The sequence below is a fragment of the Paenibacillus xylanexedens genome (genome assembly GCF_017874615.1).
Taxonomy (GTDB): domain Bacteria; phylum Bacillota; class Bacilli; order Paenibacillales; family Paenibacillaceae; genus Paenibacillus; species Paenibacillus xylanexedens.
The window spans coordinates 1-15,353 of sequence record NZ_JAGIKV010000026.1; the positions used below are offsets into that span (position 1 = coordinate 1).

Consider the following 15,353-nt stretch of genomic DNA (forward strand, 5'->3'; position numbering starts at 1 on the left):
GGATACGGTGGAACAATGGACAAAAAAAAAGAGACGTTTCAGAAGCCGTGCTCCATTCGGATCAGGGCTTCCAATACACGTCTCAGGCGTACAACTCACGATTAGAAGCATTCGGCGTCAAAGGCAGCCACTCTCGCAAAGCAACCTGCCTGGATAACGCATGCATCGAATCCTTCTTTTCGCATCTCAAGACAGAGAAGCTGTACCTTAACCAGTGTAATTCAGAAGCAGAGATTCGACAAGCCGTGGAAGATTACATGTACAATTACAACTACCGACGCTTTCAAGCCAAACTCAAACAGCGCGCACCGATTGAATATCGATGCGCACTGGCAGCATAGCTTTTTTCATCTGTCTACTTGACAGGGGTATGACCACGTATGGGGCAGCTCTTTTGTTTGATTCATATATAAAACGTTGGATTACATTGATTTAGTCAGCGTAATGGAACCATCTTTTTGTGCCCATTTCACGTCCCAGTTCAGAAGTTCAGCGATGAAGCGCAGAGGTACTTGCGTACGTCCATCTTTGTTTACAAATACAGTTGCACCCACGTTTTTCTTCACGCCGTTCACTTCCATAACGTTGTTGTTCACCCAGAATTCAAGGGTATCATCGCCAGCCATTACCGTTACTTGCTGTGCTTTTTTGTCCCATTTCACCGTTGCGCCAATACCTTCACTCAGGAAACGCAGTGGAATGTATGTTGTGTTTTTCCAAAGCACTGGTGTGGTATCCATGTTGGTTGTTTTGTCGTTAATTTTCAGCATTTTGCTGTTCAGTTGCATCCATACCGTTGTCATATCTGGTGCAGGTGTTGCTGGCTCTTGGAATTTGTCATTGAATTGAGTCACAATTGCGTTACCCAGGGCTTGACCTACACCAAACATCACTTTGAAGCCTTCACGATTTGTTGTGTAAGAAGCATCATAGTTACCTGCTGCATATTGATTCAATACGTTTTGTACTTGATTTTCATGCGTTGTCAGTGCTTGTTGTCCTGCTGCTTTTGGCAGATTTCCAGCTGTTGCCGAATCCAGGAATGTAGCGAACTCTGTTGTAAATCCATCAATACGTTTCTCTACTGCTGCACGAGCCGCAGCATCGTTGTTTTTAACAGCTTTTACATAGTCGCTTTGTGCATTAACGTGGTTCGTTACCCAAATTTTCTCGAAAGCATTGGCACCATCGTTACCGTAAACGGAAGCAATTGCTGCTTTGAAGTCAGCTGTGTTTCCAGCTTCAGTTGTAATCAGTGCGTTGGAAGCGGCTGTACGTCCATCAAATTGCTCTTGCATTTGCAGAGCCGAAAGCGCAAAGTGTTCAGAAGCCAAGTGGTTGAGTGCAGATCTCAGATCAGCTGCTTTTGTATCCGCTTTGGTATTTTCGAATTTCTCAGGCATTTGTGTCGTAATTGCTGTGGAGAGTGCCTTACTTACGTCGAACATTTCTTTGAAACCTTCACGGTAAGCCTTGTATGCATCAGCGTAATCTCCAGCTACATACTCATCAAATACTTTTTGCACGAGATCTTCATGTACTTTCAGCGCCTGTTTGGCTGCTGCTTTTGGCAATTTGCCTTCGGTAGCTGTGCTCAGGAATGTGGAGAACTCATCCACGAAACCGTTGATGTTTGCCTGTGCTTGTTTGATCCCAGCCTGGTTGCCCATTTTGGTTGCTTTCACCAGATCATCTGTGTATTTGTTATGAGCGCGGAAGATGCGTTCGAATTCTTTGGCACCTGCGTCACCGTATAGGGAAGCGATTGCTGGTTGCATATCCAGTGCATTCTGGTCGAGTGCTTTGTAGGCTGCATCTGCATCTTTTGCTCCGTCATATGCTTTGGCCATTGCCGTTACTGCGAGTGCAAAGTGCTCGGACAACAGGTGGTCCAGGTTCGCTCTCAGGTCAGCCGCCGGTGTGTTCACGGATGCTTTCATCATGGTCATTGGTGTCTGTGGTGCGGAAGCTGCTCCAGCGATTCCCGGCATCAATAGTGTCAAGCTAAGTACAGGTGCGATAAACTTCTTCATTTTCATTTTCATTACGTGTTCACTCCTCGGTTTGTTTTGTTTATCCTTTGTTTCCTCGTCGTCGTCTTCATAGGGTGTAACGCAGGGTTCTCTATTCTGGATCACTCTGTGTGCAAAAAAAATTCGCAGCCTTCAGTGAAGAAAGCTACGAAAGCCTGTTGTATCAGGGTTTTTTTGAATTAAAAAAATATAAAATTATAGTGATCTTTCCTATCCGAGACGATATACCTCCTGTAAGATAGGCACTTCATTTCCCTTTATTTCTCAATTAAAGCTTACATCGAAGGTTATCCTGAAGTACAATGAAGAGAATTCATATTATTCACGAAGGGGGTCCATTCATGACCTGGTTGCCTTATGTTTTAATTGTGGGTATCGCCTTATTTGGAGGCATTGCTACCATGATCATCGGAAATTCCAAAGCCAATCAGACCAGCAATCCCGAATATGATCGCCGCACAAAGCAAAACCTTAGCAAACTTTCCTATGTATACGTTGGTGCGATTGTACTTGGTTTTGGCGGACTAATCCTCTATCTTTTTAACTAAAATGTTTCGATTCGGCAAAGAATACGTTCAAACATGCCAAGCAGCTTCAGTTTTCGTTCTACATTCTCCATATACATGCACATGTTTACAAGTTGGAGATAATTCAGAATTATTCTGGATATGTTCGGGGTTTAATATAAAGCCATAAGGGACAGCGAGCCCATAAAACAAACCAAACCCCAACTTGAAGGAGAGATATATGATGAAAAAAAACATGAAGAAATCCGTAGCAACGATGATGGTACTGGGCATGACATTAACAGGAGCAACGGGTGTATTCGCCGGAACGCAGTTGGAGAAAATCTCCGCATACCTTAATCATGGAATAAGCTTTAATGTCGATGGCGCGGCTTACTCACCAACCGATGGCAATGGCAACAAACTTGCTCCAATTACCTATAACAACTCCACTTATCTGCCCGTACGTGCGCTTGCCGATGCACTGCATGTACCCGTATCCTATGACGGCAAAAAAGGACAGGTCATTATCGGCCAAGCTACCAGCAATCCATCAGCCTTGACGAATGTAACGTATAGCGCAGCACAAAAAGAGGCGATTCAAAAAGCTTTTGCACAATTCGATGGGTTCGAGACCGCTTATGCACCTCAACAGATGATCGCAGGTGACAAGTTCAAAAGTGTAGGTGCGGGTGGCGACAGCGTCAGTTTTGTCTTCAACCATATGAAAGTGGATGTGTCTCCAAGAGATTATTCGGACGGTTATACGAGCAAAGACGTGAAACTCTCCAATGGTGTTATCGCCAAATGGTACACACCAGATCAAACGGGCATGCTCACATTCCAGCTGGATGATCGCTACGTTACGCTTAGCTCCCCGGATCATAAGCTGAGCCAAGCTCAGTTGCAACAAGTCGCTGTCTCTGTTCAAAAGTCTAACAGCAACAATGATCAAGGGATCACTGCATTCGCAGATGTGAACTATAGCAAACAACAATTGGATAACATTCGCAAAGCATTTGCGAAGTTTGACGGGTTCACCACAGCCTATGCCCCACAACATATGGTTGCTGGAGATACGTTCAAAAGCGTAGGTGCAGGCGGTGATGGTGTAAACTTTGTTTTTAATCGTATGAATGTAACGGTCTCCCCTAAAGATTATTCGTTCAGCTATGATGGCAAAACGGTAAAACTGCCTAATGGCGTCTCAGCCAAATGGTATACACCAGACCAAACGGACATGCTCACATTCAAGCTGGATGATCGTTATGTAACACTCAGCTCGCCGAATAACCAATTGACTCACACTCAACTGGAGCAAATGGCGGTATCTGTACAAAAAGTGAAATAAACAAAAATAAACACACATCATTTCGGTCCCGCTCTATGAGCTGGGGCTGATTTGATGTGTGTTACGTATGCTCAAACTCTGCTACAAAGACCTCTTCCTGTTCGTCCGCATACCCTTTAAAAACAACTTCTTCGATATCTTTATAATTAAAGACTTACATCATAGATTCGTTCCATCATAATTACAATGCCAGTTCAGCCAAACGAACAACCCTGCGATACATCATCGTATCCATCAAATCCTCCCAGTCAAGTTCACTGGCATTAACGTCTCGATAATAGACCGCAGCAGCAGGCAAGAAACCAACCAGCGGTCCTGTACCACCACATATCAGGCTACCGCCGTCTCCGCCTTTGGGCATCACATCCCCAGCCGAATCCAGTGTAAGCTCATACTTGTAGGGATCACCGGCAAATTGCACTCCGAAGAAATTCGGCAGTTCCAGATCATAAGGACAATCATCCTTTTCTTCAACCCGTGAAGAGGCCGTCTCTGCCAATCCATCCACAATTTCATCCACGCCTTCCAGACTTCCAAAGTGCTTCAATCTCATCGTATAGTCGAAGCTGTCACCCCAGGGAAATAACGTGCGACAACCGCCGCCATAGATATACTCCCATTCGTCTTCGGTTAGTAAACCAAAACCCGCTGCAGCTTCCTCCCTCACAACGTCTTCCAACTCTATTCCTTCGTTGAACCACAGGATTCGGACTTCATTCTCACTTTGGCGAATCAATCGAAATTGTTGATGCAATTCATATTCACGTATTTCCGACTGCTTAAACTGCTCCAGCGCTGACGGGAAATCAGGATTTTCCTGTGCAAATGCTTCCTCCTTGGACACTTCAATCCAGCCAAGTGAGATCAGTTCGCATTCAACAAGCATCGGCGCAATGTTGACCGTTCTTACAGGTGACATTTGACTCGCCAGAAAAGAATCCACGTCCTCCACACCATACTCACTGACTGTTTCATGCAGGTCGGCTGATGTCTCTTCGTTCATACCATGCTGCCAACGATCCCAGCCGAGTGTTACTTGATCCCCAGGCACAAACACAAATCTCAGCCCATCCTCCGTAAATATACCTGTCTCCATCCGCTGACCAAATCGTTCAAATGTCTCGAGGCCCTCATATACCATACCGTCTGGTAACTGACGAACAAGCTTACGCATCCAAGCCTCTTTGTCCTGAGCATTCAACCCCTGCCACATGTCTCGTCTCAATGCCTCCACAACTTCCCCCACCTTTCCTTATGCACTTTCACTTCTCTAAAATGTTTTACTAGCTGGCACAGCAAACTTACTTGTCTTGTTTACATTTTTACTTCCCTGCGGCCTGCAACAGTTCCAGCAATAATTCCTTCCGTCTTCCTTCCGCTTTGCGAGCGAGCGTCGTTAGCTTCTCCACCTTGCCAAAGATCGGATAGACTACACGTTCCACTTCATAATGCTCAAGTTTTTGAATCTGTCTAACCAGCAGTTCGAGTATTTCCTCATTCTCCAGCTCGGGCTGAATCTTCAGCTTCAGACTATCGGTCGAACGACGCAAGCTGGCGACTAACGCAGGTATGGATTGAGCCGTTACACCCTGTTTTTCCACAAATGCCGCAATGAACTTATCCTGAATCAACTGATGCTCATCATCCACTTCACCCATGTAATATTCAACCAACGGGAAATACTGCTCATCCACAAGCCCCAGTCCAAAGGTTGCATAACTGCCCGGCATACAGCTTTTCTCTCCCTCGGTATCCTCGTAGAACTCAAACTCTTGGATAGCCTCACGCGCATACTCTTCCAGGAGTGGATGCAGCTCCGGGTACTCCAGTGCATTGGCAAAGAATCGGTGGGTATCTGACTTCGCGAGCCCTTTGATCGGCAAATACTGCTTTACGCTGGACTTGAGCTTGATCTTATAACTTTTCGGAAAGCCCTGTTTCAATAAATGAGTGATAAAGGTAAGTGCCTGTTGATAGGCACCAGCCCCTTCCTTACGAATGTGAATGGTCATCAGAGCAAATACATCATTTGCTTTGCATTCCACTTCTTCCGTTCTCACATGAATACCGTCCTTCGCATACGTTCCGCTACCTTCTGTCATCATACGTGCCGCACGTTTGCTACCGAGTTGCTTCGCGAGTTCCAGAAAAGTCACACCTTTGGATTTGCTATAACTGGGCTCAAAACGTAGAATCATGACCGCTGCGTATAACAGCAGATCGATTGGTTGAGCCTCGGATGTTTGCTGCTTCCCGTGCTCGTCCAAATGTTGGTCAGTCTGTGTTTCAATGTTCGATTGAAGCGTTGCTCCGGGCTTAAGCGAATATTCATTGGTACGATAAGCCGAAGATTGTACATCATAATACTGTGGCAAAAACTGATTCTCCGCCCATGCCGTCACTGCACGAGTAATCTCACCACGATGTTCCGCAAGTGCCTCCGGACGACCCTGATTCAACTCTTGAATCCGGTCATACTGCCCGATCGTCCATGCTACATCCAACTCCGGGAACAGCTTTGGATCGAGCAGATGACTCGTCAAAAAGAAGGAATCCAATGGCTTCGTTGGATATGTACTGTTCTCCAGATTCTTGTCTACATAGGTATGAATACGCTCAAGGAGCAGCTTTCTTTTCTCTTCGTTTATCCATTCCAATAAAGTCAGTTGCAGCTTGCCTTCGGTTGTTGGGAATTTCCCTCGCAAGGTGAAGCGGTAGTCAGCCAACGGAGTATCTGCCAGCTTGTCCAATCTTTCCTGAACAACCTCTGCAAGCTTAGGCCCGATCTCGTTCCGTACCTGTTCCTCGGTAAAGGCTCCTGCCTGCTTTAATTTTACATCATCATCATCTAAACCCAGATCCAGGCTGTCTACCGTGGTCCGTCCAGGTTTGTAATCCAGTACAATATCATTAAAAATACCCATTTGCAGTGTAGTTCGCTTCACAACACTTTCCAAGTCATCCCGCTTTTCCTGTTCATCAAACCATTCATGGATCGTCGTCATCATCTCTTCCATCGCCTGATCATAAAGTGTACTCATCTAAACTCCTGCCTTCCCATGCATCTTATGATGTTCATCAAACACACTTGAACCTACTTGAAACTTTATGAATCCCGGATCAATCCGAGGTATCTATGTTATAAATACGTATTGATGTTCGTATACTACCTATTATTTTACTCTCTCCAGCACACCCGGAACAATAAGGCAGCAGGGGGAGAAAAGGTGGTGAAAGATGCCCATAAGTGGTATTTAAGACATGCCCTAGTCAAAGAGATCTACGGATACGGATTCCTTTTTTTCATATCTATGTACACTCTCGGCTTGCCCTCGCTATCATCATCCCTACGTTGTATAATTATTGTATTCCTTTTCAGGAGGTCTGACTAAATGAGCTACAGCAAATACTTCCCCTTGGAAAACTATTTGAATCAAGTTTCAATCACCCTTACATACGCAGAGCTTGAGGAGATTCTTGGATTTACGTTACCCCCTACAGCATATAATCGCGAACAATGGTGGGTGAATAATTCCAATAATCATACACAGGCACTATCCTGGTTAAATGCCGGATGGAAGGTTGAGAATGTGATTCTAGGAAAACAAGTAACTTTTGTCCGCTGCGAGTCATAATGGATCTGTACGATATAGATTGTTAGTTATAACTCCAAAGGTTCTATTTTTCCATAAATGTTATTCGAGACAAAAAAAGCAGGGGAGAACTGATGAATTCATCAGTTCTCCCCTGCTTTTTAAATTAATTGACTGTCTTATACCACTCGTTCACTTCGGCAGTGATATCATCGCCGCCCATGGATTTCCACTTCGTCACAAACGCATCAAACTCCTCAATGCCCACCTGACCATAGATGATCTTGCTGAACGTATCCTTCTCCAGCTTGTCGATCGCATCCTGTTTCATTTTCATCGTCTCGGTCGGTGCTCCCGTGAACTTGCTCTTGATCGCATTATCTTTATTCGCAACGACCACCTCTGCGGCTACAAACACTTCCGGTTTGTTGGCAATTTCCGTATTTTTCTCAAAAGGGGTCTCCGGCTCCTTGCCCTTCGCAAGTTCCGCCAGCGTATCCATCATGAGATTCGGAATCCGTGCACCGTCATACGTAATTGTATATTTGAGTGGTGATACGCCGTCCTTCACTTCAGCTTCACCAACGACTTTGCCATCCACGATGTCATAATCATATCCTTGTGCGAAGCCATGTTCGAACTCGCTTCCCACTTCCGGATTAGCAAAGTTGTCGAACAGATAATTTTGGTATGTGAAGAAAATCTCCGGGTTCGCCATGTCTTTGTTAATCAGTACAACGCCGTTACTTGCACCAGAACCATGCTGGTGGCTCTCACCTGTTGGTCCTGTAGGTAAAGCAATGGCCTTGTACGTGGCACCGTCCACATTTTTCTTCACATCATCAATCGGCCAGTTTGGCATCCAGTGTGGTCCCACAATAATGCCTGCTTTACCTGCGGTGAACAATTCTGCTGCCTTGATCTCGTCATAGACACCCGCTTCTTTGGGCAGGTAACCTTTGGACAACCAATCTTTCATCGTTGCAAGGCCTTCCTTCACACCTGGCTGAATGGAGCCATATTGCAGTGTTCCGTCTCCGGCATCATTCCACTGTCCAGGCATCGTGTTGTACATGCCGAAGATCCAGCCGGATTCCGTCATCCAGGTATTGAGCGCATTTTTCATGCCCACGGTCAGACCATACGTATCTTTCTTACCGTTCCCATCCGGGTCCTGATTTGTAAAAGCATCCATGACCGTAACCAGCTCATCCATGGTTTTTGGTTCTTCCAGTCCCAGCTTCTTCAGCCAGTCTTCCCGAATGAACATGACCGAATCGCCGTTGTACGCATAATCGAAGATCGGAATACCGTAACGTTCGCCCTCATACATGTATGGATACCATTCCTCGGGTGCCGATTCAGATGCCTGTTTCCATGTGTCCGAAGCATACTTGTCAAACAACTCGCCTGCATTCGCAAATTTGCCAGACTCAATTAATTCCCGTACCAGATTGTAGTCTCCCCGAATGGAGACAATATCCGGCAGTTCTTCGTTAGCGGACAGGGACAAGCGCAATTTCGTGTAAAATGCATCATTTGTCACCGATACAGCCCACGGTGTGGTCAGATCGATGCCAAGTCGTTCCTTGGCCCATTTGGTATGCACATTGTTCTGTGCCGTTTCCCCGTTCTTGAATTTCGTATCATCATTCCAGGCCCGCAAATAACTCATCTGTACCGCCGGTTCATACTTCCCGTCTTGCAGAGCAAGTGGTGCAGCGGCTTCCTTCGCCGGTTCTTCCTTGGCCCCCGAACTACATGCCGTTACAGCAACCATCGTGATTGCGAGCAATGCCGTCATCATTTTTCTATACATGAACTAACCCCTCCTCAGGTAACTTGGATACCCTTATGTGCCAAATGCACCTTACATGAAAAGGATAGTGCAGCCGGGGAGGCAAACATATATCACAATTTCAATGTTCATATCGATTTGTTAACCGTTCCGAAAATCCTGCGGGGTCAGTCCATAATGTTTGCGGAACACCTGAATGAAATAAGGCGTGTTATTGTACCCCACTTCCTGACCGACTTCATAGATCTTCATCGCCGTATGCTTGAGCAAATGAACCGCACGTTCCATTCTGGAACGGATAATATAATCACTAATGCCTTCACCTGTGGATTGTTTGTACATTTTCGACAGATATACGGGGTGCAGATGCACCTCTCCGGCAATGACCTGCAACGATAAATCTTCACCCAGATGATGGTCAATCCATTGCTGCACCTGCCTAATCAGCGTTGATCCCGCATCCTGTCCCGCATCGCTGGTGCTCTCTTCCCACTGCTTCATCACAGACCGAGTCCACGTTTCCAGACTACGCAGCGAGATACCATAACCATCCTTGAGCAACTGCTGGTACTGCTCCCCAAGCACTTCGGCTAACTGTCTTCCTTCCCGATGAGCCATATAGGAGAATGCTGCCGCCAGATAATGAAAAGCCACATACACATGTTCCGGGAACACACTGTTCGACAGTTCGGCAAAGATCTGATCAATCTTGCGGTGTGCATCTTCCATGCGCCCGGCTTCCAATAACGTCGTTAGACCCGGCGGTTCATACAGCGCTGTAAGAGACTTCAACGTGGCCCCATTGGTTCCTGCCGCCGCATTCAGATGTAATCCTTTGCCCGCCTCGGCCTGCTTGCGAAGTGCACTGACGGCTTGATGATATAGCTGCGGCACCTGATCCGGGAAACGCCCCATACGACTAACGGACAAGGAAATGGTCGCGTTCAGATACTGCCTCACACTGTGGATTAACCGTTCTCCAAGCCTTCCCATTAGCATTTCAGGTTCGGCCTGAGTTTGTTTGGGACTGGCCATGAAGACCAGATCATCATAGGCGTCATCCGTATGACAGAGATGGTAGGTACTGCCGTAGATCTCTTCCACCACATTTGAGATGGCGTACTTCATCAATCGAAACGCTTTATGTGTAGGTTGATGGTCATCATACCGGATGAGCAGCAGTTGCATTTTATCCTGTGGACGGAACCCGATCTCCAGTTGCTCCAGCTTGCCTTCGAGTTCAGCATCCGCAAATTTATGCCCTAACAATACATCCTTCATCAGCTCCGCTCGCTTCTCAGGCAAATGTTCCCTTACCGAATACATGGCCCGCTGATGCAGCAATTGTTTCTCACCCTCCAGGCGAATCTGCACTACAGCCTGTTGCACGGATTCAATCAGTTCCTCATCCCGGACCGGCTTGAGCAGATAACTGACTGTCCCATGTTTGAGCGCCTGCTTCGCATAATCGAAGGAAGCATGCCCCGATAAAATAATACATTTGGTCTGTTCCCACTTTTGGCGGATGTGACTGACCAGATCCAGACCGGACATACCCGGCATACGGATATCCGTGATAATAATATGGACCTGATGTGATGCCATATGTTCCAAGGCTTCTTTGACAGAATAGGCTTTGAATACCTGACCAATCCCGTGTTCTCTCCACGGTATCGAGACAGCGATCGACTCTACTGCTGAATGTTCATCATCCACGACCATCAGATTCATCATGCGGTTGTTCCTCCTCAAACCATCGAATTTCTACACTAAGTCCACCATAGGGAATCGCTCCAAAATGCAGCCCGGACGACAGCCCATATCGCGTAACGAGACGCTGGTGCACATTCCACGTGCCTGTTCCAATCTCCTCACCCATTGGTTCATTGATCTCCCGTTCCAATTCGGCAATCTCTTCCGCTGTCAGCGTGACACCGTCATTGTCAACAAACAGGCTATATCTTGTATATTTCCGACCCTCAATATGTTCGGGTACCGCCATCCCCGTTACGACGACATGCCCACTGCCCTCCATCGGCTCAATGCCATGGATCACCGCATTCTCTACGATCGGCTGAATGAGCAGTCGCGGAATGTGGAGCTGCATCAGTTGCTGCGGTACGGCGATCTCGTAGGTCAGTCGGTTGGTCCGCATCTGTTGAATGGACAGATAGTGATCCAGCAGCCGGATCTCTTCCTCCACTGTCGTCATGTCATTCTCGCCCCGCGTAATGTAGCGATAGTAGTCTCCCAGACTTAGCGACATGGCAATAACGGCTTCACGGTTGCCGAGCTGGGTCATATTTTTGATATAAAACAGGCAGTTGTAAAGGAAATGCGGATTGATCTGTGATTGAAGATGCTTCAATGTGGCTTCCCTTGAACGGATACGTTCCTCGTATACCTTCTCGATCAGTTCCTGAATCTGCTCTGCCATATGGTTGAAGCTCTGGGTGAGATACGCGAATTCATCACGAGAGTGATCGACCGGAATCCGTGTGGACAGCTGTCCTTTGCGAATCTGTTGCAGCCCTCTCATCAAGCGATGGATGGGCACCTGAACTTTTCGATACAAAAGCAGTGCAGCCCCAATACTCAACACGAGCAGTAACAATATGGAGGTAATAAACATATTTCGGCTCTTGTCCATTGGGGTTAACAAATCATCCAATACCACCGGGTTCACGTATACCGCTTGCAGTTGTTTGGAGTACACGTAACTGACCAGATATTGTTTACCGCCCACCTCCAATTGATGATTGCCTTCCCTCTCCGGCCCGTTAAAAGGCATATCACGCATGATCGCTTCGACCAATTCGGGGTCCGCCGTACGGTTCAACAACGGATCGTTACCTGGTACTAGCAAGAAGGGATCTCCGCCCTGTGTCTCTTTGAAATCATCCAACATGGCAACCACGTTCATCGGGTCAAAATTAATCTCCATCACCGTTCGCACGCCTGTGTTCACCGGTTTTTCATTCCACTCGTAGTTATCCGTGAAAAAGTAGGTGAAACTCCCCTTCTCCAGCTGCCATTGGCCAGGTTGCGGGAACGTCAACATCTTCTCATCGTAGACCGTCCGGCTGGACATGGTGGATAACACAAGTTCCGCTTGTGGCAGCACAATGGTAATATCGTTCTTCCAGCGGCTGGTGGACTGGTACAATGATAATTTGTCGAGAATATCCAGATAGATGCTGTTTTTCTCATATTGGCTGGTTGAGTCTGTCATGTAACGGTAATGCAGGATACTCGGATCTCGCAGCAACGTCAGGCCATACAGCGAGAGCTGCTCGATATTTTTATCCACCTGGGAACTGAAATAATTGAACTGGTTCAAACTCGACTGCTGTTTCTCTTCAACGACCATATCCACATTTTCCTGGTTCGCGTATGTATAGAGCAGCAGAATGGGTACCAGCAGGCAGATTAAGAGAATGACCGTTTTCGCAAATACTGTGAATTTCATCGTTTCACCCTGTCCCTGAATTTGAAGTCGTTCTACACCGAAGTCCTATTTTATATTGAAAACCCTTACATTTCTAGTTGATTTTATGTTCTCCCGTTTTCCTGTGACTTGAAAACCTCTGTTTCCATCAACAAGTTAATATTTCAACATCCGCATTGAAATGTTGTTCTATAGTCCGCCCTTCTCCATTGCTATAATTCAGTTGCTCCACTCTGTGCAGAGGTTTGCTCACCTCATGTTGCCAGGGTGGACGAGATAAAGGAGGGACCCTGATGGCTATCGAACAACCGTTAACAACCAATACGCCGGTGCGAAAAATGACACCCCATTCACGCAAACGTACCCGCTGGAATTTCAAACGCACATGGCCGTTGCATCTGATGCTGCTGCCTGCTGTACTGCTCACTTTACTGTTCGCCTATGTGCCCATGGGCGGCATTATCATTGCTTTTCAAGACTTCAAACCGTGGCTGGGATTCACCGGCTCCAAATGGGTGGGCTGGGACAACTTCCGGTTCATGTTCGAATATCCCGACAGTGTTCAGGTCATCTGGAACACGGTGCTAATTGCTTCGATGAAAATTGTGGCCGGACTTCTGGCCCCCGTGGTGTTCGCCATTTTGCTGAATGAGGTTCGGAACTCCACGTTCAAACGTTTCTCACAGACCTTGGTGTATCTGCCCCATTTCCTGTCCTGGGTTGTCCTGGGCGGCATTCTGCTCGATATGTTATCACCGGAAGGTGGGCTGGTAAACCAGGTTTTAGCCGCGGCTGGTGTTGAACCAATCTTCTTTCTGGGAGATGGCGACTGGTTCCGTGTAACGGTAGTTGTCAGTGATGTGTGGAAGGAGTTTGGATTCGGGACAATTGTATTTCTGGCAGCACTTGCGGGTATTAACCCCGCACTGTATGAGGCTTCGGAGGTGGATGGGGCAACACGACTCAGACAGACTTTGCACATTACCCTACCTGCACTCGTGCCGATGATTATCGTGGTAGGTACGTTATCGCTGGGCAATATCCTGAATGCAGGCTTTGACCAGATCTTTAACCTGTACAATCCGCTGGTATATGAAAAAGGCGATATTATCGATACCTTTGTCTACCGGATGGGAATTCTGAATGGCAAAATGAGCTTTGCGACCGCCGTTGGACTATTCAAATCATTTGTCGCGATGTTCCTGGTCATCTCTGCGTACCGGATGGCGTACAAAATCGCCAATTACCGTATATTTTGAGGAGGAATCAAGGTGTATCACAAAACAACCGGGTACCGTATATTCAATGGCTTTAACCTGATATTCATCGCGGCCGTCTCGATCCTGTGCATCCTGCCGCTGGTCCATATTCTGGCGGTTTCCTTCAGTGGTAAAGCGGCAGCATCCGCCAATCTGGTAACACTGTGGCCGATTGATTTTACGGTGGACGCCTATACCAAAACATTTGGTAACAGTAACTTTCTCAGCGCGCTTTGGATTTCAGTTCAACGTACCATTCTTGGCACACTGCTCAGTATGACACTTGTCTTCCTGACGGCTTATCCGTTATCCAAGGAGAGTCTGCATTTCAAGGGGCGCTCGTTATATGCGTGGTTTTTCATCTTCACGATGCTGTTTAGCGGGGGATTGATTCCGTCCTATATTTTGATCCAGAAGCTTGGACTGATGAATACGATGTGGGCTCTCATTTTGCCGGGAGCGGTGGCTGTCTGGAACCTGATTCTGATGATGAACTTTTTCCGCAACGTGCCAAAAGAGCTGGAAGAAGCCGCATTCATTGATGGAGCCAACCATATCACGACTCTGTTCAAAATCTATCTGCCTGTATCCATGCCCGCCATTGCGACAATCTCTTTATTCACCATGGTAGGTCAGTGGAATTCCTGGTTCGACGGGCTGATCTATATGAATGATGCTTCCAAATATCCATTAGCCACGTTAATGCAGACCATTATCGTACAGCAGGATTTCTCTAATATGAACGTGGATGCAACGCAGCTTCAGAACATGTCTCAACGTACGGTGAACGCGGCTCAGATCTTTATTGGGGCTCTGCCGATTCTGCTCGTATATCCGTTCTTGCAGCGTTTCTTCGTAAAGGGAATTGTGCTCGGGGCGGTAAAAGAGTAAGGCAAACACACGAAATCCCCTCTTGGAATTCTTTGTTCAGAAAGATCATGATTTCAGTTGATTCGAGATCTTTCTCCCGCGAGTTGCGTTGTTATATTCATTAATTAACTCATCCAGCACCATGGATTGGCGAATAACCTCCGGATGCCATAGTTCCGGGTATTGAGCTGCAACCTGGTAGAGCCTTTGCCGTGCATGTTCGATACATTCCTGAATGGTTTCCGGATTATGTACCATACTCCCGCCCCCTGTTGTCCTTGAATATCATCATCCAAAAAAGACCATCTAATATAATATTCGGAACAAGAGGGGATTTGGATTACCCCAAAATTAAAATTTTGGTTATTTTTTCTTGTAAAAGTTATTACTAGCGTGGATCACATGAGTTGATGTGCATATATGTTTAATACAAATAAACCGGATCGGCTGCGGCCTATCCGGTTTTATTCCTGCTGAGTTTTTCAATTTCCTCTA

At 46.6% G+C, this 15,353-nt stretch carries 13 protein-coding genes and 1 pseudogene; 6 read left to right on the forward strand and 8 right to left on the reverse strand.

Annotated elements, in window-relative coordinates; all coding sequences use genetic code 11:
* On the forward strand, positions 1-341 hold a 341-nt coding region (locus J2Z28_RS25860), incomplete at its 5' end, for an IS3 family transposase (RefSeq protein WP_211084917.1).
* An 81-nt stretch (positions 342-422) separates the two neighbouring features.
* Here the strand turns inward: J2Z28_RS25860 and J2Z28_RS25865 are convergent.
* A complete protein-coding gene (locus tag J2Z28_RS25865) occupies positions 423-2,039 on the reverse strand; it encodes a copper amine oxidase N-terminal domain-containing protein (RefSeq protein WP_211085018.1) in 1,617 nt (538 codons plus the stop codon).
* A gap of 335 nt (positions 2,040-2,374) precedes the next feature.
* Between J2Z28_RS25865 and J2Z28_RS25870 the strand changes: the two genes are divergently transcribed.
* Positions 2,375-2,581, forward strand: a complete 207-nt coding sequence (locus J2Z28_RS25870) for a hypothetical protein (protein WP_017692174.1) — start codon at positions 2,375-2,377, stop codon at positions 2,579-2,581.
* 199 nt (positions 2,582-2,780) lie between these two features.
* Complete coding sequence (locus J2Z28_RS25875; RefSeq protein ID WP_244988539.1) at positions 2,781-3,890, forward strand: stalk domain-containing protein; 1,110 nt, start codon at positions 2,781-2,783, stop codon at positions 3,888-3,890.
* 61 nt (positions 3,891-3,951) lie between these two features.
* Here the strand turns inward: J2Z28_RS25875 and J2Z28_RS31905 are convergent.
* The 3 genes and pseudogenes from J2Z28_RS31905 to J2Z28_RS25885 form a co-directional block, all read right to left on the reverse strand.
* A pseudogene (locus J2Z28_RS31905) lies at positions 3,952-4,038 on the reverse strand (DUF4176 domain-containing protein); the annotation flags it as partial.
* A gap of 33 nt (positions 4,039-4,071) precedes the next feature.
* On the reverse strand, positions 4,072-5,124 hold the full coding sequence (locus tag J2Z28_RS25880; RefSeq protein ID WP_211084919.1) for a hypothetical protein: 1,053 nt from the start codon (positions 5,122-5,124) through the stop codon (positions 4,072-4,074).
* Positions 5,125-5,212: 88 nt separating this feature from the next.
* Positions 5,213-6,931: a DUF6138 family protein gene (locus J2Z28_RS25885; protein ID WP_211084921.1), complete on the reverse strand. Its 1,719-nt coding sequence runs from the start codon at positions 6,929-6,931 to the stop codon at positions 5,213-5,215.
* 351 nt (positions 6,932-7,282) lie between these two features.
* Here J2Z28_RS25885 and J2Z28_RS25890 point away from each other — a divergent pair, with 351 nt between their 5' ends.
* On the forward strand, positions 7,283-7,525 hold the full coding sequence (locus tag J2Z28_RS25890) for a DUF7662 domain-containing protein (protein ID WP_036606815.1): 243 nt from the start codon (positions 7,283-7,285) through the stop codon (positions 7,523-7,525).
* Positions 7,526-7,649: 124 nt separating this feature from the next.
* Here J2Z28_RS25890 and J2Z28_RS25895 read toward each other — a convergent pair whose 3' ends face one another.
* From J2Z28_RS25895 to J2Z28_RS25905, 3 genes are all read right to left on the reverse strand, one after another.
* Entirely contained in the window at positions 7,650-9,302 is a 1,653-nt protein-coding gene (locus J2Z28_RS25895) for an extracellular solute-binding protein (RefSeq protein ID WP_211084922.1), read from the reverse strand.
* Between the two features lie 120 nt (positions 9,303-9,422).
* Positions 9,423-11,015 (reverse strand): response regulator transcription factor, encoded by a 1,593-nt coding sequence (locus J2Z28_RS25900; RefSeq protein ID WP_211084924.1) that lies wholly within the window; start codon positions 11,013-11,015, stop codon positions 9,423-9,425.
* A complete protein-coding gene (locus J2Z28_RS25905; protein WP_211084926.1) occupies positions 10,990-12,750 on the reverse strand; it encodes a sensor histidine kinase in 1,761 nt (586 codons plus the stop codon). Before J2Z28_RS25905 ends, J2Z28_RS25900 begins: the two co-directional genes overlap by 26 nt.
* Positions 12,751-13,067: 317 nt before the next feature.
* Between J2Z28_RS25905 and J2Z28_RS25910 the strand changes: the two genes are divergently transcribed.
* Positions 13,068-13,988: an ABC transporter permease gene (locus J2Z28_RS25910; RefSeq protein ID WP_211085022.1), complete on the forward strand. Its 921-nt coding sequence runs from the start codon at positions 13,068-13,070 to the stop codon at positions 13,986-13,988.
* A 12-nt stretch (positions 13,989-14,000) separates the two neighbouring features.
* The gene (locus tag J2Z28_RS25915; protein WP_211084928.1) at positions 14,001-14,879 is read left to right on the forward strand and encodes a carbohydrate ABC transporter permease; all 879 of its coding nucleotides are present in this window, start codon (positions 14,001-14,003) and stop codon (positions 14,877-14,879) included.
* Between the two features lie 45 nt (positions 14,880-14,924).
* Here the strand turns inward: J2Z28_RS25915 and J2Z28_RS25920 are convergent, their stop codons facing one another.
* A complete protein-coding gene (locus tag J2Z28_RS25920; RefSeq protein ID WP_211084930.1) occupies positions 14,925-15,116 on the reverse strand; it encodes an aspartyl-phosphate phosphatase Spo0E family protein in 192 nt (63 codons plus the stop codon).
* Positions 15,117-15,353 lie beyond the last annotated feature (237 nt).